This window comes from Myroides gitamensis (assembly GCF_029894455.1).
Taxonomy (GTDB): domain Bacteria; phylum Bacteroidota; class Bacteroidia; order Flavobacteriales; family Flavobacteriaceae; genus Flavobacterium; species Flavobacterium odoratum.
The window spans coordinates 155,072-173,203 of sequence record NZ_JARYHN010000001.1 but is presented as its reverse complement, the minus strand read 5'-3'; the positions used below and the strand labels follow the sequence as shown (position 1 = coordinate 173,203).

Below are 18,132 nucleotides of genomic sequence, written 5' to 3'. Positions count from 1 at the left end.
AGAAGTAAAGTTAGAAAAAGCCTAATAATATTCTAACTACTTTAACAACAAATTATTTAATCATCGTTAAAAAGGCTTCTTCCGTCAAAATCGTTATTCCCAATTGATTGGCTTTTTCCAATTTAGAAGGCCCCATTTTATCTCCTGCCACAACATAATCCGTTTTAGCACTAATCGAACTTCCATTTTTACCGCCGTGATCTTCAATCATCTGTTTTAGCTCCTCTCGGCTCACTTGTGTAAACACACCTGACACCACAATTGTTTTTCCTTTTAAAAGATCTGAAACAACCGTAGACTCTTTTTCCTCCAAGACCATTTGTACCCCATATGCTTTTAATCGCTCAATGGTTTGTTTATTGATGTCATTACTAAAGAAATCAATCACACTTTGTGCGATACGCTCTCCGATTTCATCTACTGTAATCATCTCCAACATAGGCGCTACCGCCAACGCATCAATGGATTTATAGTGATTGGCTAATTTTTTTGCTACCGTTTCACCAACATAGCGAATACCTAGTGCATATAAAACACGTTCAAAAGGAATCGACTTAGAAGCCTCAATCCCATTGATTAAGTTATCTGCTGATTTTTCAGCCATGCGTTCAAGAGGCAGCACATCTTCTTTCTTCAATTCGTATAAATCGGCATAATCTTTAATTAAACCATTGTTATACAATAACACCACTGTTTCCTCTCCTAAACCTTCAATATCCATCGCTTTACGCGAGATAAAATGTTGAATTCTACCCGCTATTTGCGGTGGACATCCATATACATTTGGACAATAGTGTTGAGCTTCTCCTCTGTTGCGTTTTAAAGGTGTATCACATTCTGGACAAGTCGTAATATATACGGTTGGTTGAGAATCACTTGGACGAACTGCTGTATTTACTCCTACGATTTTAGGAATAATCTCCCCTCCTTTTTCTACATACACATAATCCCCTACGCGAACATCTAATTTTGCAATTTGATCTGCATTGTGTAAAGATGCACGTCGAACCGTCGTTCCTGCCAATTGAACAGGCGCTAGATTCGCTACAGGTGTAATCGCTCCTGTTCGTCCTACTTGGTAAACAATCGATTCTAATAAAGTCTCGCCTTGTTCTGCCTTAAACTTATACGCAATAGCCCAACGAGGTGATTTTGCTGTAAACCCAAGTTCTTCTTGATCGTGTAAGGAATTCACTTTCACTACCACACCATCCGTTTCATACGGCAATTCATGACGATGTACATCCCAATAAGCAATAAACTCCAAGACTTCGTCCATGCTTTTAGCTAATTTCGAAACCGTTGGTACTTTAAATCCCCATTGGCGCGCTTTTTCCAATCCTTCATATTGCGTTTCAAATCCTAGATCTGATCCAATTAAATTATATAACAAACACTCCAAAGGACGTTTGGCTACCTCTGCACTATCTTGTAATTTTAAACTTCCTGAGGCTGTATTTCTTGGGTTAGCATAAGGTGTTTCTCCAATCTCAATCAACTCTTGATTCATGCGTTCAAATCCTGCAAAAGGCAAGATAATCTCTCCGCGAATATCAAAACTCTTTGGATAATCATCCCCTTTTAAGCGAATAGGCACCGATTTGATTGTTTTGATGTTATTGGTTACATCATCCCCTTGCACACCATCTCCACGGGTAACCGCACGAACAAGCACACCATCTTCATACGTAATGCTAATAGAAGCACCGTCATATTTTAGTTCGCAGGTATATTCCATAGGAACATCCCCCAATGCTTTTTGAATGCGTTTTTCCCAATCCAATAAATCTTCTTGAGAATACGAATTATCCAACGAATACATTCTATTTCGATGTACAATCGTCTCAAAATTCTTCGTAATTGCTCCACCCACGCGTTGCGTCGGTGAATCTGCATCAAAAAACTCAGGATGCTTTTGCTCTAAAGCTTCTAATTCTTTTAATTTTTGATCAAACTCAAAATCAGAAATAGTTGCATTATCTAGTACATAATAATTGTAATTATGCTCGTTTAATTCCTTTCTAAGCGCTTCAATTTTACTTTTCACTTCTGTCATCGTCTCAGGCTTACAGGTTCAACATCTGTTTAAATTGTGTATACAATACACCATCACTTAAGATAGCTCCCTGACGAATAATATCGAAAAGCTCTGCATTGCGATCTGCACCAAAATTCTTTCCTCCGTGCTTCACTTCTACATCTGCTGTAAACACAGCTTCTGACAACCATTTCAATCCTTCTTGCGTCAAGAAATCAATATCTTGTTGTAGGGTTTTAATCACAATGGTGTTGATGTATTTTTCATCAAACCCAAATAAGAAAATGTGATTTTTAGAATAATGCTCAATATATTGTGCATTAGTCAACACTCCCTCCCAGATTAAATCCGAGAAAACATCTAATTCTTGTTCGGCAACTTCTGGTTTTTCTTCTTTTAACTTATCCCATTCATTTTTATCGATTTGCTGTGCAGCTAAAAACTTTACAAATTCCGGATGTAACTCCTCAAATTGTTCTTTTGTCAGACGAGAATACTTCATAATAATTTCTTTGAAAGACAAAAATACTAATTATAAAACGTAATTTTTGAGTTTAGGGCAGTAAGCCGATAAAAAATATTTTTACTTCAACCTACTGACAAACCGTTGTCAATCCTCCCTCTTACATTTGTGGTATAACAAAGAAAAATACACTTCAAATGAACACAGTTATTATTTCCAAAGAACAACTTTTACAGTACTGGCAAGGACAAAGAAACTTAACAAGACGCGTAATCGAAGCTTTTTCCGAAGATGATTTATTCAACTTCACTATTGGAGGAATGCGCCCTTTCTCTATGATGTGCGCTGAATTAATTGCTATTGCAGTTCCTTCACTAAAATCGATTACTTCCAATCAAATTACGAAATTTGATGAGAAACCGACATTTACATCTAAAGCTGCATTACTAAAACAATGGGATGAAGATACGGTTCAAATTAATGCATTATTTCCTCTACTGACTGAGGCGCAATTTCAAAACAACTTTGTGTTATTTGGAGAACATGATTTGAAAATTCAACAGCATGTATTTTACTTCATCGACAACGAAATTCACCACCGTGGGCAAGCCTATGTGTACCTACGAGCGTTAGGAATTGAACCTCCTCATTTCTGGGAGACATTCTAAAAAATAAAGTCCTTTCATTAAAATGAAAGGACTTTATTTTTTGTGTTTCAGTAAACTTTGTTCCAATAACTGTACTACTTTTTCTTGCAATTCTACGGGTTCCATAATCGATGCGTGATCAGCAAACATCAAAAACCAACGGGGAAATCCATTGTTAAAATCTTTCATTTTGAAGTACATTTCAACTTGTTCTCCTCGTTCACTTTCATCCACAAATCCATAATATTTGCGTTCCCAAACCAAATAAGCAGCCATTTGTTTTGACACTAAAATACGAACTTCAAGATTGCGCTCTACATTGCGACTGGGTAAATACAGTTCCAAATCTCCATGTTCTAGCGTGAATAGATCTTCAAGTAATTCGATAGACTGAATGCGATCCGATCGAAATTGACGATAGGATTTTCGCAAATGACAATACGCCATGAAATACCAAAAGCTATTTTCGTGAAAGACACCAATTGGCTCCACAACGCGAACGGTAGCTTCTGTTTCCACTCCCGCCAAATAAGCAATACGAACTTGCTGCTTCAGCGATATACTCTTAAACAAGGTAGATAAGGCCGAAGGTACTTTTTTATTGAAGACCGTTTTATTGGAACGCATAACAACCGCAGGCGCAATTCCAGATACTTCTGCTTTTTGAGAAGAACGCAGTACAGCTTTCATCTTAAACAATGCCGAAGTAAAATGCTCACTGAGCTCTTGATCTACATAAACCTGCATGATTTTTTCCGCAGCAACAAAGCTCAACGCCTCTTCTCTCGTAAATAAAGTTGGAGGAATCTTATATCCATCAACAACAGCATACCCTACTCCTGGTTCGCTATACAGCGGAACTCCAGCTTGCTCCAATGATCGAATATCTCGATAAATCGTACGCAAACTCACCTCGAATCGATCTGCTAATTCTTGAGCCGTTACAATCGGTTTGGATTGCAAATGGATAAATATACTGATGATGCGGTCAAATCTTTTTTTGATGTCCATTTTTGGTTGTGGGTTATGGGGTGTGGTTATGGTTATGAGTTGTGGGTGAGATGGTGAGATGGTGAGAGCGTAAGGTGATGAGAGCGTAAGATGATGAAAGCATAAGGCGATGAGAGCGTAAGATGATGAAAGCATAAGGCGATGAGAGCGTGAGGTGATGAGAGTATGATAAAAATACGGCTTTAATTGACTAGTTCTTCAAAAAAGCAAAAGAACAAAAATACAAAAAAGCCTCCCTGAAAAGGAAGGCTTTTTATATAAGTTATATTTACATTGAACTGAATACAGTTCAAGTGAATTACTCTTGTTCAGCGATTACTTCGTAATCTACCTCAACAATTACGTCACGGTGTAAACGTACTGTTGCAGAATATTTACCTAAACGTTTGATAACACCTGAAGCGATGAATTTTCTATCAATTTCTTGACCGTTTTTAGCAAATACTTCAGCTAAATCTTGGTTCGTTACAGAACCAAACAATTTCTCTCCACCAGCTTTAACAGCGATTTTGATTTCAATTGCTTTTAATGCTTCAGCAATAACTTTAGCATCAGCGATTAATTTAGCTTCTTTGTGCGCTCTTTGCTTTAAGTTTTCAGCTAATACTTTCTTTGCAGAAGGAGTAGCTAAAACTGCAAGTCCTTGAGGAATTAAGTAGTTACGTCCGTATCCTGGTTTTACAGTTACTACGTCATCTTTAAATCCTAATTTTTGAACGTCTTGTTTTAAGATAATTTCCATGTTGATGTCCTTTTAATAAGAAGTTAGGTTTCTAAGTTGAAAACCAACAACTTGTTTTGTATTATTTTATTTTAATAAATCCGCTACGTATGGCATTAAAGCTAAGTGACGAGCTCTTTTTACCGCTACAGAAACTTTTCTTTGGTATTTCAAAGAAGTTCCAGTTAAACGACGAGGTAAAATTTTACCTTGCTCGTTAACGAATTTTAATAAGAAATCAGCATCTTTATAATCGATGTATTTGATTCCTGATTTTTTGAAACGACAATACTTTTTAGTTTTGTTTGTTTCTATGTTTACAAGGCGTTAGATATCTGATATCTCCGTCTTTTTTTCCTTTTGCAGATTGCTCAATAGTTGACATAATAATTAAGCTTTTTTAGATTTTAATTTTTCTCTTCTTCTCTCAGCCCAAGATATAGCGTGTTTATCTAAAGCAACAGTTAAGAAACGCATAACTCTTTCGTCACGTCTGAATTCTGTTTCAAGGTTGATGATTACATCTCCAGCAACTTTGTACTCAAACAAGTGATAAAAACCACTTTTCTTGTGTTGGATTTCGTAAGCTAATTTTTTTAAGCCCCAATCCTCTTTAGCTACCATTTCAGCTCCTCTTGAAGTAAGAAATTCTTCGAATTTCTGTACTGTTTCCTTTACCTGAGTTTCAGATAAAACGGGATTCAAGATGAAAACAGTTTCGTATTGATTCATAAAATAAAAATTTATTTTGTTATAAAATTGAGTGCAAAAATAGTACTTTATATATCATCTACCAAAGTTTTTTTGCTTTTTCTTTTTAGTGCGATTTGTGAAGTTCGTGAGGTTTGTAAAATCACACAAAGATCATAAAGAACAAACATCACAACTTCCTTCCTTTCACCCCTATATATAGCATGACTCCATAATTAATAAGTCCCAAAATAAAGACAAACACCATGATAGCTTCAAAGGCATAGCCCTCACCCCCTAGTTTATTAAAAATAGCATATAAGCTCAAACCTGCAGCCAATACCGTATAAGCGATCTGAATGAAAATTACATTTTTTCCAAGCGTATTAATCACATCATCATTCTTTTTATACATACTCCATCCGATTAATGGCCCAATGATATTTCCAAGAGGAACGACAATTCCTGTTAGTACTAAAAAATAAATAGTTCGAGCAGAAGCCATGGTTGAATCCTCAGCTTGTCGTTCGCCAGACTGGAATAACTCCTCTACTTTCAATCCAAATACTTCACACAACAGTTGTAGTGAATTTCCTCGAGGAATTGTTTCCCCCTTTTCAATACGTTGAATTGTACGAATAGACAATCCCGATTGCATAGCCAATTCTTCTTGGGAATACCCTCTAGCTATTCGAAATTCCTTTATTTTTTCTCCCGTGTTTTTCATGATACACTATCTTAAACGATTTTGATGTAAACCTACTCAACGATTCTTTACTTTCACCTGACATTTCTATGACATATTCCCGTCATCTCCCAATTTTAAAGGATAAATGAACGTATTCTATCAGTCAATAAAACTAAATCCACTGGAACACAAACTTTACAACTTATTCTCGTTCTACTTTTTTACCCAATAGCTGTTCTGCATAATCATACATTGCATCAATCGATAAAACTAAAAGCTCTGGGTGTTGTTTCAGCCAAGTCGCATTTAAATCGATTAAATCCTCTTCAATATTGAAAAAAGTATCATCATTTAAAAGATCTCGGGTTGGATTAGTTCCAAAATAGTCGCTTTCAATAAACGCTTCTAAAACCGTTTCATCCATATTTTCAAGCACTTCTAATCTCTTTTTCAATAAAGCTAAATGCTCTTTAGAACCCATTTTTTCTAATCCTTCGATAATCCAATCAATCAATTCCAAATCTGCTCCTGTATTATAAACAAATTGAGAAAAGTTTCCATTTTCATATTGAGACAAATAGTAGTCTACATAATAACTTAAAAAAGCATCATGTGGAATTAGTTCATCCACGCGGTCTTCTTCTGGATCTTCTTCCTCTGCTTCTTCGCGGATTAGGTTAATAAAAGTAATATTAGAATAGATGATATCGTAATTATCTGGGCTTTGTGCTGCGTCTTGTGACACTACAATTTTCGGTTGACTCATTTTCTTTTAAATTTAGTTCATTTTTATACAAACAAAAGTACGATTTAATGCAGGATGATGAACAAGATTTAGGCTTATTTCACAATTCCTTTCTTTTTCTGTTGTATCTTTCATTACATTTCACCACTATTCACCCAATAACTAACAACATGAGACAAAATATTTGGTTCCGTTTTATGCTCTTAAGCGTTCTCTTTTTTCTTGCAGGTTTGAGCAGTCATGCACAACGACCTTTTATTACCAACTGGAACACCCATAAACTTAGCCTTCATTTGGAAGGAGAATACACCTATACTTGGGAAAGCATTCAATATCCAACGATAAAAGGAGAAGGAAGAGGAAAAGATATGCTCGAGTTAGATTTTCCTAAACGCGGACCTTATCGTCTTAGTTTAACTCCCATTGGCGACAATCCATTGCATCGGTTTTACAATCCCGATATCACCGTTTCTCTTTATGAACGAAAAGAATACCCCAATCCCTTTGATGAGCTTTTATCTGTTGTTCAATGGGGTGATGTACCGTGGAGCAGTATGCAAAATGCTTTTGCGGGTGCAAGCAGAATGGTTATTGTTGCTCAAGATGTCCCTGACCTCAGTAGAGTCACCAATATGTCGGGCATGTTTTTATGTGCACATTACTTAGATTTCCCCATTAATCACTGGGATGTAAGCCAGGTAACAGATATGAGTTTTCTCTTTTTTCAAGCTAAAAAATTCAATCACCCCTTAGATCAATGGAATGTTAGTCAAGTGACTAAAATGGAATCCATGTTTGATCAAGCGGAAAGCTTTAACCAACCGTTAAACAAATGGAATGTCCAGCAAGTAACCAACATGGCTAGCATGTTTCAAGAAGCAAAAGTTTTTAACCAACCCTTAAACAAATGGAACGTCCAGCAAGTAACCGACATGACTGGCATGTTTCATGGTGCTCTTACCTTTAACCAACCTTTACATCAGTGGGATGTCCGTCAAGTAGTCTTTATGAACCAAATGTTTGCTGACGCTCAGCAATTTAATCAACGCTTGGATCAATGGAAAGTTTCTTCTATTGTTTACTTTACTCACCTATTCGACAACACCAAATTAAATCTCCAACAAATGCAACAAACAATTGCAGCATGGGGGAAACAAAAACAACAACGACCCAATTACAAAAAACCTTTTGTAACGCTTTGGAATTTGCTAACCCCTTTCGGTAACAGAAACAATTTTGAACTCAGCCTACAAGGCCAATATTTCTATCTGTTAGAAAACACAACAGATTCCTCTTTAATTTATTATGGTATCGGACAAAACGATCTTAATCTGCTTGTGCCAGGAGGTCAATATCGCTTAACCTTAACCCCTACCAAACGAACCCCTTTACATGCAATAGAATACATGTATGGAGATTCAAGAAATCTTTATTTAAGAGAAAAACACTTAATCGAGATACAACAATGGGGAGATATCGAATGGAGCACAATGGAAAAGGCATTTAGTGGAGCTGAAGAAGCAATAGTAACCGCTTCAGACCTTCCTAATCTACAACAAGTAAAAAGCACGAGTTATATGTTTGCCCATGCAAAGAAATTAAATCAACCCCTTAATCATTGGGATGTGAGTCAGGTCACTAATTTCTCTAATATGTTTTACCAAGCAGAAACATTCAACCAGCCATTAGATCAATGGAAGATGAATCAGGCAACAAATCTGTCCCAAATGTTTGATCACGCATCCGCTTTCAACCAACCTTTACAAACTTGGGATGTTAGTCGAGTAACGAATATGGGAGGACTATTTTCAAATACTTCATTCAATCAACCTTTAGATACCTGGAATGTTAGTCAAGTTACGAATATGGCATACATGTTTGCTGGAACTCCATTCAATCAACCTTTAGATACCTGGAATGTTAGTCAAGTTACGAACATGGGAGGACTATTTTCAAATACTTCATTCAATCAACCTTTAGATACTTGGGATGTTAGTCAAGTTACTAGAATGGGAAGTATGTTTTCAAATACCCCATTCAATCAGCCTTTCCATACTTGGAATCTTAGTCAAGTTACAAACATGGCATACATGTTTGCTGAAACCCAAGCGTTCAATCAACCTTTAGAGCAATGGAATATAAGTCAGGTTAAATACCTAGAAGGAATGTTTAAAGGTGCTCAGCAATTTAATCAACCTTTAAATAATTGGAATGTTAGTCAAGTAACTGACATGAAATACATGTTTGCTGAAACTCAAGTATTCAATCAACCTTTGGAACAATGGAATATGAGTCAGGTTAAAGACTTAGAAGGAATGTTTAAAGGGGCTCAGCAATTTAATCAACCTTTAAATAATTGGAATGTTAGTCAAGTTACCAAAATGAATCAGATGTTTGATGAAACCCAAGCGTTCAACCAACCGTTAAATCGATGGGATGTAAGTAAAGTAGAAAGAATGGATAGCATGTTCGAAGATGCACAACGATTTAATCAACCTCTTAATAAATGGAATATCAACCCCGAAACTGTGGCTTATGAAATAGTCAAAAACGCAAAAGCCTTTAATCAACCATTAACCTCTTCCAATTGGAAAAAGGCGATTAAAAATTCAATGCCTATTCCAATAAGGCAACTTGAATCTGGTACAAAATGCCATCAATAAAAATCAACATTAGCCACCACGTGAACCGAACGATACGCCCCAATAGACTCAAAACTCTTTAAGATGCGTCTCACTTGTCCTTTGGTCTGGTTAAGCATAACTTGTTGTGGGATTTTGATTAAAATCACGCGAATATACTGATTGCGAATGCGGTTAATTGCAGGTTCTTCTGGCCCTAAAACGGGAATCCCCAATTGCCCTTTGAGGTTGTTGTACAACCAAAACGAGGATTCTTTGAGCTTTTCAAAATCGCGGTGTTTTAACGTTAGGCGAATCAAGCGGTAAAAAGGCGGATACTGAAAGTTATGACGTTCATACATCTGCTCCTTATACATGGATTTATAATCGTAATTCGTTACCTGTTGAATGATATTGTGATACGGATTAAAGGTTTGAATAACTACCCTTCCCTTTTTATCAAATCGCCCTGAGCGTCCTGCAATTTGCGTCATCATTTGAAAGGCGCGTTCATGGGCTCTAAAATCGGGATGATACAAGCTATTGTCTGCATTCATTATCCCAACTAAGTTCACATTATTAAAATCAAAGCCTTTGGCCAACATTTGAGTGCCCACCAAAATATCAATTTGACGATTTTCAAAAGATTCAATCAATTTCTCATAGGCATATTTTCCTCTTGTGGTATCTTGATCCATACGCGCGATACGCTTGTTTGGAAACAACTCTCTCAACTCCTCTTCTACTTGCTCAGTTCCAAATCCTTTCGTATTCAAATCCACGCTGTGGCAACGTCCACATTGTTTTGGCATCGGTAAGGTATAACCACAATAGTGGCAACGCAATTCATTTCTGTATTTGTGATAGGTTAAACTCACATCACAATGCGGACATTCAGGAACTGCTCCACAGGTCATACACTCCACCACAGGTGAAAATCCCCTGCGGTTTTGGAAGAGAATCACTTGTTCTTCTAACGACAAAGCATGATTTATTTCCTCGATCAATTGATCCGAGAAATGCCCTGTCATCTGTTTGCGTTTGTATTTTTCCTTGATATCCACTAAGACAATATCCGGAAGCAATACATTCGTATAACGTTTGGTCAATTCAACCAATCCGTATTTTTTTTGAGCGGCATTATAATAACTTTCTAAACTCGGCGTGGCGGACCCCATCAACACTTTTGCTTTGTGTTGCATGGCCAATACCACAGCCGCATCACGTCCGTGATAGCGAGGCGCAGGATCATGTTGCTTGTAATTGGCATCGTGTTCTTCATCAATCACCACCAAGCGCAAATCTTGAAATGGTAAGAAAACAGATAACCGCGTTCCAATCACCACTTTTGCCTTTTCTGATTGCTGCAACACCTGGTTCCACACTTCTAATCGCTCATTATGAGAATAACGCGAATGATACACCGCTACTTGATTGCCAAAATAAGCCGTTAAACGCTGAACCAATTGCGCACTAATCCCCACTTCAGGCAAGAGAAATAACACTTGTCCTTCTTGGGATAAAAACTTCTCTATGAGTTTTATATATACTTCTGTCTTCCCTGAGGCCGTAACCCCATGCAGCAAGACCACTTCTTTTGCTGTAAATTGTTGTTCTATTTCCCAAAGCGCTTTACTTTGATCATCCGTCAGTTGAATCACTTCTGAAGTTGCATCATTAAAAACAACGCGATCATGATTAAGGTAATAGGATTCAAACACTCCTTTTTCAATCAAAGCATTGATAATCGCTTGACTACTTTCACCTTCTTCAATCAGCTGTTTTACACTGATTGGATTTTTTTGGATGGCTTGTAATTGGAAATATTTTAAGATTAATTCGCGTTGTTTAGTCGCTCGATTAACCAATTCCATCAGCTTGGTCAATCCATCTTCTTGCAGGTATTCTTCTGCCAAACGCACATAGCGAATTTGCTTGGGTTTGTATTTCTCCACCATTTCTTCTTGCAACAAAATGGCGCCTTTCGTCAATAAACTATTAATTACGGGAAATACTTTCTTGCGATCGAGAATTGCAATCACCTCATCAAGTTTCAAAATAGATTGAATTTGCATCGCCTCGTATAACAAGTATTCTGCATCATCCAAATCGTCTACGGATAATGTTACTTTATCATTCCATTGAATAATCGTTTCACTTTCCAACAGCAAACGAGAAGGCATTGCACCTTTGTACACATCGCCAAGCGTACACATATAGTACTCGGCTAACCACGTCCAAAATTTAATTTGAGCTGGAGTAACTACAGGTTCAATATCTATAATTTCATGAATATCTTTTGCTTCGTATACAGCAGGTTGTCGATGGTGTTTTTCCACCACCAAGGCCGTATACACTTTATTGCGTCCAAAAGGTACAGCAACCCGCATTCCAACTTGAATAAAATCGAATTCGACTTCATTAATTCGGTAAGTGAATGTGGGATCTAAAGCTAAAGGCACAATGACCTCAACAAAATAATTCATGTTAGGGTTGGTTAATCACTTCAAAGAAAACCTTTGAATATAATAAATAGTAGAATGTTTTAATTATGGGTTATTTCAGAAACTATTTTTCCATTTTTATCAATATAAAACCACGATGAACTATCCCAATAATGGTATTCTCCGCGAGATCCTTCAACTTCTCTACTTCTACCTTCAAAGGTAGCTTTTGCTACACCATTTTTGAAAGGAAACACAAAAGCAAATTGAGGCTTAATCACTACTTGTCCTTTGACATTCGCAAATCCCATTTTGCCTTCTTCATCAATAATGCGATACATACCTTCTACAACAAAATCAGGGTTATTGTCATACATATAAGGTTGATGAGTTGACCTTGAAGTCATACAACTCACTCCTACAAGTAGTAAAAAACACACCAATACTCTATTCATTTATGCTCTTAATTATAATTAGTTTTCAATTAGATTTGATTTTTGAATTTCAAAAATACGCGATTTATATCATATTTCCGCATGGATTTCGCAACATCGGTTGTATGTGACATTTTTAATTATTCGTTTTAATTGTACACAACCTATGTTCTACATATAAAAAAATAGAATCCTTTTGTCATTGCGTTAGGTTATCAACTGTTATACGACCTATTGAAACACAAAATTAACTCTCTAGCAATCCAACACATAGCCTTCCAAAGGTACAAGAGGTTTATTTAATTCCATCTCAATTGAAGAGTAAAGTTATGTTAAATGAAATAGCCTTTTTACAGGTGACAAATTATACCCTAAAATAAAACGAAAAAAGGCTACCTATAGTTAGATAACCCTTGTATTTTAAGATGACTTTGTCCACGTTGTTGTTTTTCCTAAGAGATAAATCTGGGCTGTTCCTGTCACCTCTATTTTACTATAACCAACAAGTTTTATGGAACAACTGTACTCTTTTCCTGTTTCTGGATCCAAAATAGTTCCACCACTGTACTTATTGCGTTCCTCTTTTTTCATGTTTTTAATAATGGTCAATCCATCATAGGTCCTAGCTACATCTCCTCCAGGGCACTTTTCACATTTTTTACCTTTATCATCAGGGTCTAAAATACTAATAATACGCGCCTGTATAAACTCCTTGACTTTCTTTTATTTCAACAATTGCCTTGTCTTTTCCATTGCTATCTACAGCTTTCCATTTACCAACAATTGAATATTCTGTCTGGGCATTCATGTTTAACAATCCTCCCAATAAAAACAGCATTGCATACATTAATTTTTTCATTCTATTTCTCTTTTTCAGTATATGTTATACTAGGAAAGATACAAACTATTTTTTTAGACACCAGCACAATTAACAAAACTAAAACACCTAACTCATTCAAATTCAAACAAAAAAAGGCTATCTTACAGATAGCCTTTTCTATTTTATTTACATTTTAGTCCATGTTTGTGTTCGTCCAATCAATGAAATTCCGACATATCCACGAACTTCTAATTGTGTTTTTCCGTTCATTTTAATCGAACATTTATATTCTTTTCCAGACTGTGGATCAATAATTGTTCCCCCTGAATATTCTTCTCCTTTTTTCGTTAGGTTTTTGATAATTACCAATCCTTCAATTGGTTTTCCCTTATCATCTCCTGGGCATTTTTCACATTTAGAATCCTTTTTAGCAGGATTTAAAATTTCGATGACTTTCCCTTGGTATTTACCTCCTTTTTCTGATATCTCCACGATTGATTTCGCGTCTCCTGTTTGATCGTCAAACGTTTTCCATTTACCAAGGATCGATTGAGCATTCATCGTCATGAAACCACCCAATAAAAACACGAGTATAAACATTGTATTTCTCATAATATTTTTTAGTTTTAGATTAAGTTATATACTCAAATATACTTATTTTTTTAACTTAATCTTACGAATAGCCAAATTTAATTCAAAACCTAATAATAAAATCATACAGTTAATCCACAAATAGAACATCACCACCAATAAAGTCCCAATTGAGCCATATAATTCATTGTATCGGGCAAATCGAAGTACATATACTCCAAACCCATAAGAGGTTAAAACGTATAAAATAGTTGTAAAGACAGAACCAATAGAAATAAAAGATACCCCTTTTGTTTCTTTGGCACCAAATTTATATAAAATAGAAGTAGTTAATAGGACGACTAGTAATAAATAAAGATTACGCACCCAGACTAACCAATTAGCACCAATTGCTAAACGGTAAATTAATACTTCCAAGATTACATAAAACGCAACTGAAAAGATTAAAACAAAGGACAGAATAAGAGAAAGTGCCAAGGCAACTAAGTACTGTCGAATGATATTGCGAGAAATGGTAATATGGTAGGACGATTCAAATCCTCCAATAATAGCAAATACCCCATTGGTCATCAAGAAAATAGAAAGTAAAAATCCGGATGATAATAAGGACTTATAACTATTATTCATGATATCCAGAATAATAGATTGAATGGCTTCATACGTATTGGGTGGAACTGAATTTTCAATAAACTGTAAAAAGTCGGATTGAAAATTATCAATAGGAATATAGGGGATTAAATTCAGGATAAATAAAGCAAAGGGAAACAAGGCCATAAAGAAACTAAAAGCAATAGAACCCGCTCGATAAGAAAAGGCTCCTTTGACGATTCCGACCAAATACAACTCAATTAAATCATACAGCGAATACCCATCAAGAAAAGAAAACTTTACTCGCTGTAATGCGCTAACAATTTTATTCAGCACGGGTATCCGGGCTAATTTATCTTCTATTTCTCTAGACATGCATGCTCCTTATAGGCTATAAAACTGCTTTTAAACTTAAATCCATATTGTAAACGGAATGCGTCAATGCACCTGAGGAAACAAAATCAACCCCGCAAAGCGCGTATTCGCGTACTGTTTCTTCATTTATATTTCCAGAGGACTCCGTTTGACATTGATTGCCAATTAATTCCACTGCTTTTCTTGTTGTTTCAAAATCAAAATTATCTAACAAAATGCGGTATACATTCTCACAAGCTAAAATCTGTTGTACTTCATTCAGGTCACGGGCTTCAACAATAATCTTCAACGCTTTGTTGTTTTCTTTCAGATAGGTATTTGTTTTTTCAATCGCCTCTTTTATCCCTCCTGCAAAGTCAATGTGATTATCTTTCAACATAATCATATCATACAAAGCAAAACGGTGATTTTCGCCCCCAGCAATTTTTACTGCCCATTTTTCAATGGCGCGAATACCCGGTGTTGTTTTTCTGGTATCCAATATTTTGGTACCCGTTCCTTCCAACAAATCGACAAAAACACGTGTTTTCGTTGCAATAGCACTCATGCGTTGCATGGCATTCAACATAAAACGCTCCGCTTTTAAAATGGATTGAGAAGATCCAGCAATCGTCAATACAATATCTCCAACTTTTACAGCTGTTCCATCTGGGATAAAAACCTCTACTTCTAATGTAGGATCAACATATTGTAAAACCAGCTGTGCAAATTCTACTCCGGCAATAATACCCGCTTCTTTGACTAATACTTGTGCTTTTCCTTTTGCATCAGCAGGAATACACGCCAATGAACTATGATCGCCATCTCCTACATCTTCGCGTATGGCATTAACTATAATCTGATTTAATTCAGCTTGGAATTGTTGTTCTGAAATCATAAATAAAAAATTTGCGCTGCTAAAATAAGAAATGTTTTACAAGTGTTCTTCTTTTAGCCTCGCAAACTCTTCTGTAGGATAACTTAACTTACCCTATTTTCACTCCTAAGAGTTTATAAAATTCACTCAAAATAGCTGGATGCCCAGGCCATGCTGGTGAAGTTGTTAAATTGCCATCCGTAATTGCTTTGTCTGCATCAATTTCCTTGTACGTCCCACCCGCAACTACAATATCAGGACCAACTGCTGGATAGGCAGTCAATGTTCTGCCTTTCAATACCCCTGCTGGAGTTAATACTTGAATACCGTGGCAAATTGCTGCAATAGGTAAGTTCTTTTCAAAAAAGTATTGAACGATTTCAATCACTCGTTTATTTAATCGAATGTATTCTGGAGCACGCCCCCCGCAAACATATAATCCTGCATATTCATCTAGTTTTACCTCATCAAAACTCTTGTTGATTACAAAATTATGTCCTCTACTTTCTGCATACGTTTGGAATCCAACAAAATCGTGAATGGCCGTTGCGATGATATCATTCTTTTTCTTTCCTGGACAAACCACATCTACAGCTACTCCAACGGATAATAGCGCTTGATAAGGAACCATTACTTCGTAATCTTCTACGAAATCACCTGCTAACATTAATACTTTTTTTGCCATAACTATTTTATTTTTGATTTAATACCTTCTAATGTACAAAAATCTATTCAATTCAGACAAAATCAAGGTTGAAATTATAATTTGTAGTTGGAGTTTATATTCGAGTAAAAATTTTTTAAGCACAAATCACCATGCGTATCACTATTTTGCCTTAACTTTAAATATTCTTTATTTAAAAATTGTTTTCAGATGAAAAAATTACTCTTTATTCTATGTGTAACAGTAGGACTGGTAAGTTGTAACCAAAAAGTAGCTCCACCTCAAACGGTAAATGTAAAAGATCAATTTACCATGGATATGCCTGCGACATTAGCAGTTATGACAGACCTTTATCCCGATGCGGATATTCAGTACGGAAATACGTACAAACAAGTATACATCATTGCAAAAGAATCGCCTAAAACAGCAGAAGAAGATTTCAAGACCTTTACTCAAAAAGCATTAGCAGCTTATTCCAATAGATCTGATTATGAAATCGTCAAAGAAGACGAGGTTCGCATTAATGGTTTACCAGGAAAAATTTACCACCTATCCATGTCACAAGAAGGGAACTTCATGTATATGATACAAGCTATGGTTGAGGGTAAAAAAGGAAACTACGAAATTATCGGTTGGACGATTGGTCAAAACAAAGACTATCAAGGAGAGGAATTAATGAATATCATTTCGACTTTCAAGGAATTATAACCAATACAGCATAAAAAAAAAAGAGGATAACTGAGTTATCCTCTTTTTTTATGGCTCTTCTCTTCTAGTATATTTACGAATAGATTTTATTTTTTATTACCACAATAAATTAGTCACACAAAACCTTAACAGAAGTTATCAACAAAAAAACGCTTTTTTGACCTAAAAGACATCTATTTAAAAGTAAATTCAAAGAAACAAGCGTCATTATTTCACAAAAAACGCTTATTTATAACTTTTTAACATTCAGTATATTAATAACCTATTGTATATTCATTTTTGTATTGTACATTTGGGCAAACAAAATAGCGAATTAACATGAAAAAAATTTTATTATCATTAGCAGTAGTAGCTACACTTTCATTAGCATCATGTGGAAACAAAAATGCTGATAAAGCTACAACTACAACTGAACAAGAAGTTGCAGTAGAACAAGGAGACAAATATACTGTAAACTTAACAGACAGTAATGTAACTTGGAAAGTAGGACACAAAGGTGGATTAAACCCACGTTTTGGTACTTTAACTTTATCTGCTGGAGACATTGCAATTGACGCAAATGGATTAAACGCAGGTTCATACACTGTAGATATGGCTTCTCTACAAGTTGACCGTGCTTCTGTTGATGCTGATGAGGATATTCAAAAATTAGGAGGACACTTAAAAAGTCCTGATTTCTTCGACGTAGAGAAAAACCCTACAGTTGATTTCAAAATCACTAAAGTTGAAGATTTCGACGCTGCAAAACACACAAGTAAAATTGAAGGTGCTAACAAAATCGTAAGCGGAAACTTAACAATCTTAGGTAAAACAGTAAACATCACTTTCCCTGCTAAAGTAACAGTAGAGAATGGTAAAGCTGTTATGGATGCTTCATTTGTTGCTGACCGTACAGAATGGGGATTAGTTTTCGGTACTACAGATAAAGATTCTGGTGCTGCACTTAACCCAGCTGATTGGGCAATTAGTAAAGACATGGAAATTGGAATTCACTTAGTTGCTGATAAAGTAAACTAATAATCCATTCT

The 18,132-nt window shown here is 35.9% G+C and carries 19 protein-coding genes and 1 pseudogene; 4 read left to right on the top strand and 16 right to left on the bottom strand.

Going from position 1 to position 18,132, the window contains the following annotated elements:
• Positions 1–52 precede the first annotated feature (52 nt).
• Positions 53–2,056, bottom strand: coding sequence for an NAD-dependent DNA ligase LigA (gene ligA, locus M2306_RS00825; RefSeq protein ID WP_259190761.1), 2,004 nt, complete (start codon positions 2,054–2,056; stop codon positions 53–55).
• 10 nt (positions 2,057–2,066) lie between these two features.
• Positions 2,067–2,540: a DUF6495 family protein gene (locus M2306_RS00820; RefSeq protein ID WP_259190762.1), complete on the bottom strand. Its 474-nt coding sequence runs from the start codon at positions 2,538–2,540 to the stop codon at positions 2,067–2,069.
• Positions 2,541–2,698: 158 nt separating this feature from the next.
• On the opposite strand from M2306_RS00820, the gene M2306_RS00815 reads away from it, so the two are divergent.
• Positions 2,699–3,169, top strand: coding sequence for a DinB family protein (locus tag M2306_RS00815; protein ID WP_115091381.1), 471 nt, complete (start codon positions 2,699–2,701; stop codon positions 3,167–3,169).
• Positions 3,170–3,202: 33 nt separating this feature from the next.
• Here M2306_RS00815 and M2306_RS00810 read toward each other — a convergent pair whose 3' ends face one another.
• The 6 genes and pseudogenes from M2306_RS00810 to M2306_RS00785 form a co-directional block, all read right to left on the bottom strand.
• The gene (locus M2306_RS00810; RefSeq protein WP_259190764.1) at positions 3,203–4,159 is read right to left on the bottom strand and encodes a helix-turn-helix transcriptional regulator; all 957 of its coding nucleotides are present in this window, start codon (positions 4,157–4,159) and stop codon (positions 3,203–3,205) included.
• Between the two features lie 298 nt (positions 4,160–4,457).
• A complete protein-coding gene (gene rplI / locus M2306_RS00805) occupies positions 4,458–4,901 on the bottom strand; it encodes a 50S ribosomal protein L9 (protein WP_115091383.1) in 444 nt (147 codons plus the stop codon).
• 66 nt (positions 4,902–4,967) lie between these two features.
• Positions 4,968–5,265 (bottom strand): annotated as a pseudogene (rpsR, locus tag M2306_RS00800) (30S ribosomal protein S18).
• 5 nt (positions 5,266–5,270) lie between these two features.
• Complete coding sequence (gene rpsF, locus M2306_RS00795) at positions 5,271–5,612, bottom strand: 30S ribosomal protein S6 (protein WP_002987044.1); 342 nt, start codon at positions 5,610–5,612, stop codon at positions 5,271–5,273.
• A 148-nt stretch (positions 5,613–5,760) separates the two neighbouring features.
• Complete coding sequence (locus M2306_RS00790) at positions 5,761–6,297, bottom strand: helix-turn-helix domain-containing protein (protein WP_115091384.1); 537 nt, start codon at positions 6,295–6,297, stop codon at positions 5,761–5,763.
• Between the two features lie 163 nt (positions 6,298–6,460).
• Positions 6,461–7,024: a DMP19 family protein gene (locus M2306_RS00785; RefSeq protein WP_115091385.1), complete on the bottom strand. Its 564-nt coding sequence runs from the start codon at positions 7,022–7,024 to the stop codon at positions 6,461–6,463.
• Between the two features lie 149 nt (positions 7,025–7,173).
• Between M2306_RS00785 and M2306_RS00780 the strand changes: the two genes are divergently transcribed.
• Positions 7,174–9,666, top strand: coding sequence for a BspA family leucine-rich repeat surface protein (locus M2306_RS00780; protein ID WP_259190797.1), 2,493 nt, complete (start codon positions 7,174–7,176; stop codon positions 9,664–9,666).
• Here the strand turns inward: M2306_RS00780 and priA are convergent.
• The 8 genes from priA to M2306_RS00740 form a co-directional block, all read right to left on the bottom strand.
• Entirely contained in the window at positions 9,660–12,110 is a 2,451-nt protein-coding gene (gene priA / locus M2306_RS00775) for a replication restart helicase PriA (protein ID WP_115091387.1), read from the bottom strand. The two genes, M2306_RS00780 and priA, sit on opposite strands and share 7 nt — an antisense overlap.
• 59 nt (positions 12,111–12,169) lie before the next feature.
• Positions 12,170–12,523 (bottom strand): WG repeat-containing protein, encoded by a 354-nt coding sequence (locus M2306_RS00770; protein ID WP_259190798.1) that lies wholly within the window; start codon positions 12,521–12,523, stop codon positions 12,170–12,172.
• 399 nt (positions 12,524–12,922) lie between these two features.
• Positions 12,923–13,186: a DUF2147 domain-containing protein gene (locus tag M2306_RS00765; RefSeq protein ID WP_498882910.1), complete on the bottom strand. Its 264-nt coding sequence runs from the start codon at positions 13,184–13,186 to the stop codon at positions 12,923–12,925.
• 1 nt (position 13,187) lies between these two features.
• Positions 13,188–13,361 (bottom strand): DUF2147 domain-containing protein, encoded by a 174-nt coding sequence (locus tag M2306_RS00760; protein ID WP_498882723.1) that lies wholly within the window; start codon positions 13,359–13,361, stop codon positions 13,188–13,190.
• 147 nt (positions 13,362–13,508) lie between these two features.
• The gene (locus M2306_RS00755; RefSeq protein WP_259190799.1) at positions 13,509–13,934 is read right to left on the bottom strand and encodes a DUF2147 domain-containing protein; all 426 of its coding nucleotides are present in this window, start codon (positions 13,932–13,934) and stop codon (positions 13,509–13,511) included.
• Between the two features lie 42 nt (positions 13,935–13,976).
• The gene (locus M2306_RS00750) at positions 13,977–14,876 is read right to left on the bottom strand and encodes a YihY/virulence factor BrkB family protein (RefSeq protein WP_115091391.1); all 900 of its coding nucleotides are present in this window, start codon (positions 14,874–14,876) and stop codon (positions 13,977–13,979) included.
• 16 nt (positions 14,877–14,892) lie between these two features.
• A complete protein-coding gene (nadC, locus tag M2306_RS00745) occupies positions 14,893–15,753 on the bottom strand; it encodes a carboxylating nicotinate-nucleotide diphosphorylase (protein WP_115091392.1) in 861 nt (286 codons plus the stop codon).
• A gap of 88 nt (positions 15,754–15,841) precedes the next feature.
• Complete coding sequence (locus M2306_RS00740; protein WP_259190800.1) at positions 15,842–16,417, bottom strand: DJ-1/PfpI family protein; 576 nt, start codon at positions 16,415–16,417, stop codon at positions 15,842–15,844.
• Positions 16,418–16,606: 189 nt separating this feature from the next.
• On the opposite strand from M2306_RS00740, the gene M2306_RS00735 reads away from it, so the two are divergent.
• Together M2306_RS00735 and M2306_RS00730 are read left to right on the top strand one after the other, a co-directional pair.
• Complete coding sequence (locus M2306_RS00735; protein WP_115091394.1) at positions 16,607–17,104, top strand: hypothetical protein; 498 nt, start codon at positions 16,607–16,609, stop codon at positions 17,102–17,104.
• Positions 17,105–17,422: 318 nt separating this feature from the next.
• Positions 17,423–18,121, top strand: coding sequence for a YceI family protein (locus tag M2306_RS00730; protein ID WP_115091395.1), 699 nt, complete (start codon positions 17,423–17,425; stop codon positions 18,119–18,121).
• The last annotated feature ends 11 nt before the right edge of the window (positions 18,122–18,132 follow it).

Excerpts from the sequence above, each read along its gene's own strand:
- ligA (WP_259190761.1), bottom strand. The coding sequence starts at position 2,056 with ATGACAGAAGTGAAAAGTAAAATTGAAGCGCTTAGAAAGGAATTAAAC.
- M2306_RS00820 (WP_259190762.1), bottom strand. The coding sequence starts at position 2,540 with ATGAAGTATTCTCGTCTGACAAAAGAACAATTTGAGGAGTTACATCCG.
- M2306_RS00815 (WP_115091381.1), top strand. The coding sequence starts at position 2,699 with ATGAACACAGTTATTATTTCCAAAGAACAACTTTTACAGTACTGGCAA.
- M2306_RS00810 (WP_259190764.1), bottom strand. The coding sequence starts at position 4,159 with ATGGACATCAAAAAAAGATTTGACCGCATCATCAGTATATTTATCCAT.
- rplI (WP_115091383.1), bottom strand. The coding sequence starts at position 4,901 with ATGGAAATTATCTTAAAACAAGACGTTCAAAAATTAGGATTTAAAGAT.
- rpsF (WP_002987044.1), bottom strand. The coding sequence starts at position 5,612 with ATGAATCAATACGAAACTGTTTTCATCTTGAATCCCGTTTTATCTGAA.
- M2306_RS00790 (WP_115091384.1), bottom strand. The coding sequence starts at position 6,297 with ATGAAAAACACGGGAGAAAAAATAAAGGAATTTCGAATAGCTAGAGGG.
- M2306_RS00785 (WP_115091385.1), bottom strand. The coding sequence starts at position 7,024 with ATGAGTCAACCGAAAATTGTAGTGTCACAAGACGCAGCACAAAGCCCA.
- M2306_RS00780 (WP_259190797.1), top strand. The coding sequence starts at position 7,174 with ATGAGACAAAATATTTGGTTCCGTTTTATGCTCTTAAGCGTTCTCTTT.
- priA (WP_115091387.1), bottom strand. The coding sequence starts at position 12,110 with ATGAATTATTTTGTTGAGGTCATTGTGCCTTTAGCTTTAGATCCCACA.
- M2306_RS00770 (WP_259190798.1), bottom strand. The coding sequence starts at position 12,523 with ATGAATAGAGTATTGGTGTGTTTTTTACTACTTGTAGGAGTGAGTTGT.
- M2306_RS00760 (WP_498882723.1), bottom strand. The coding sequence starts at position 13,361 with ATGAAAAAATTAATGTATGCAATGCTGTTTTTATTGGGAGGATTGTTA.
- M2306_RS00755 (WP_259190799.1), bottom strand. The coding sequence starts at position 13,934 with ATGAGAAATACAATGTTTATACTCGTGTTTTTATTGGGTGGTTTCATG.
- M2306_RS00750 (WP_115091391.1), bottom strand. The coding sequence starts at position 14,876 with ATGTCTAGAGAAATAGAAGATAAATTAGCCCGGATACCCGTGCTGAAT.
- nadC (WP_115091392.1), bottom strand. The coding sequence starts at position 15,753 with ATGATTTCAGAACAACAATTCCAAGCTGAATTAAATCAGATTATAGTT.
- M2306_RS00740 (WP_259190800.1), bottom strand. The coding sequence starts at position 16,417 with ATGGCAAAAAAAGTATTAATGTTAGCAGGTGATTTCGTAGAAGATTAC.
- M2306_RS00735 (WP_115091394.1), top strand. The coding sequence starts at position 16,607 with ATGAAAAAATTACTCTTTATTCTATGTGTAACAGTAGGACTGGTAAGT.
- M2306_RS00730 (WP_115091395.1), top strand. The coding sequence starts at position 17,423 with ATGAAAAAAATTTTATTATCATTAGCAGTAGTAGCTACACTTTCATTA.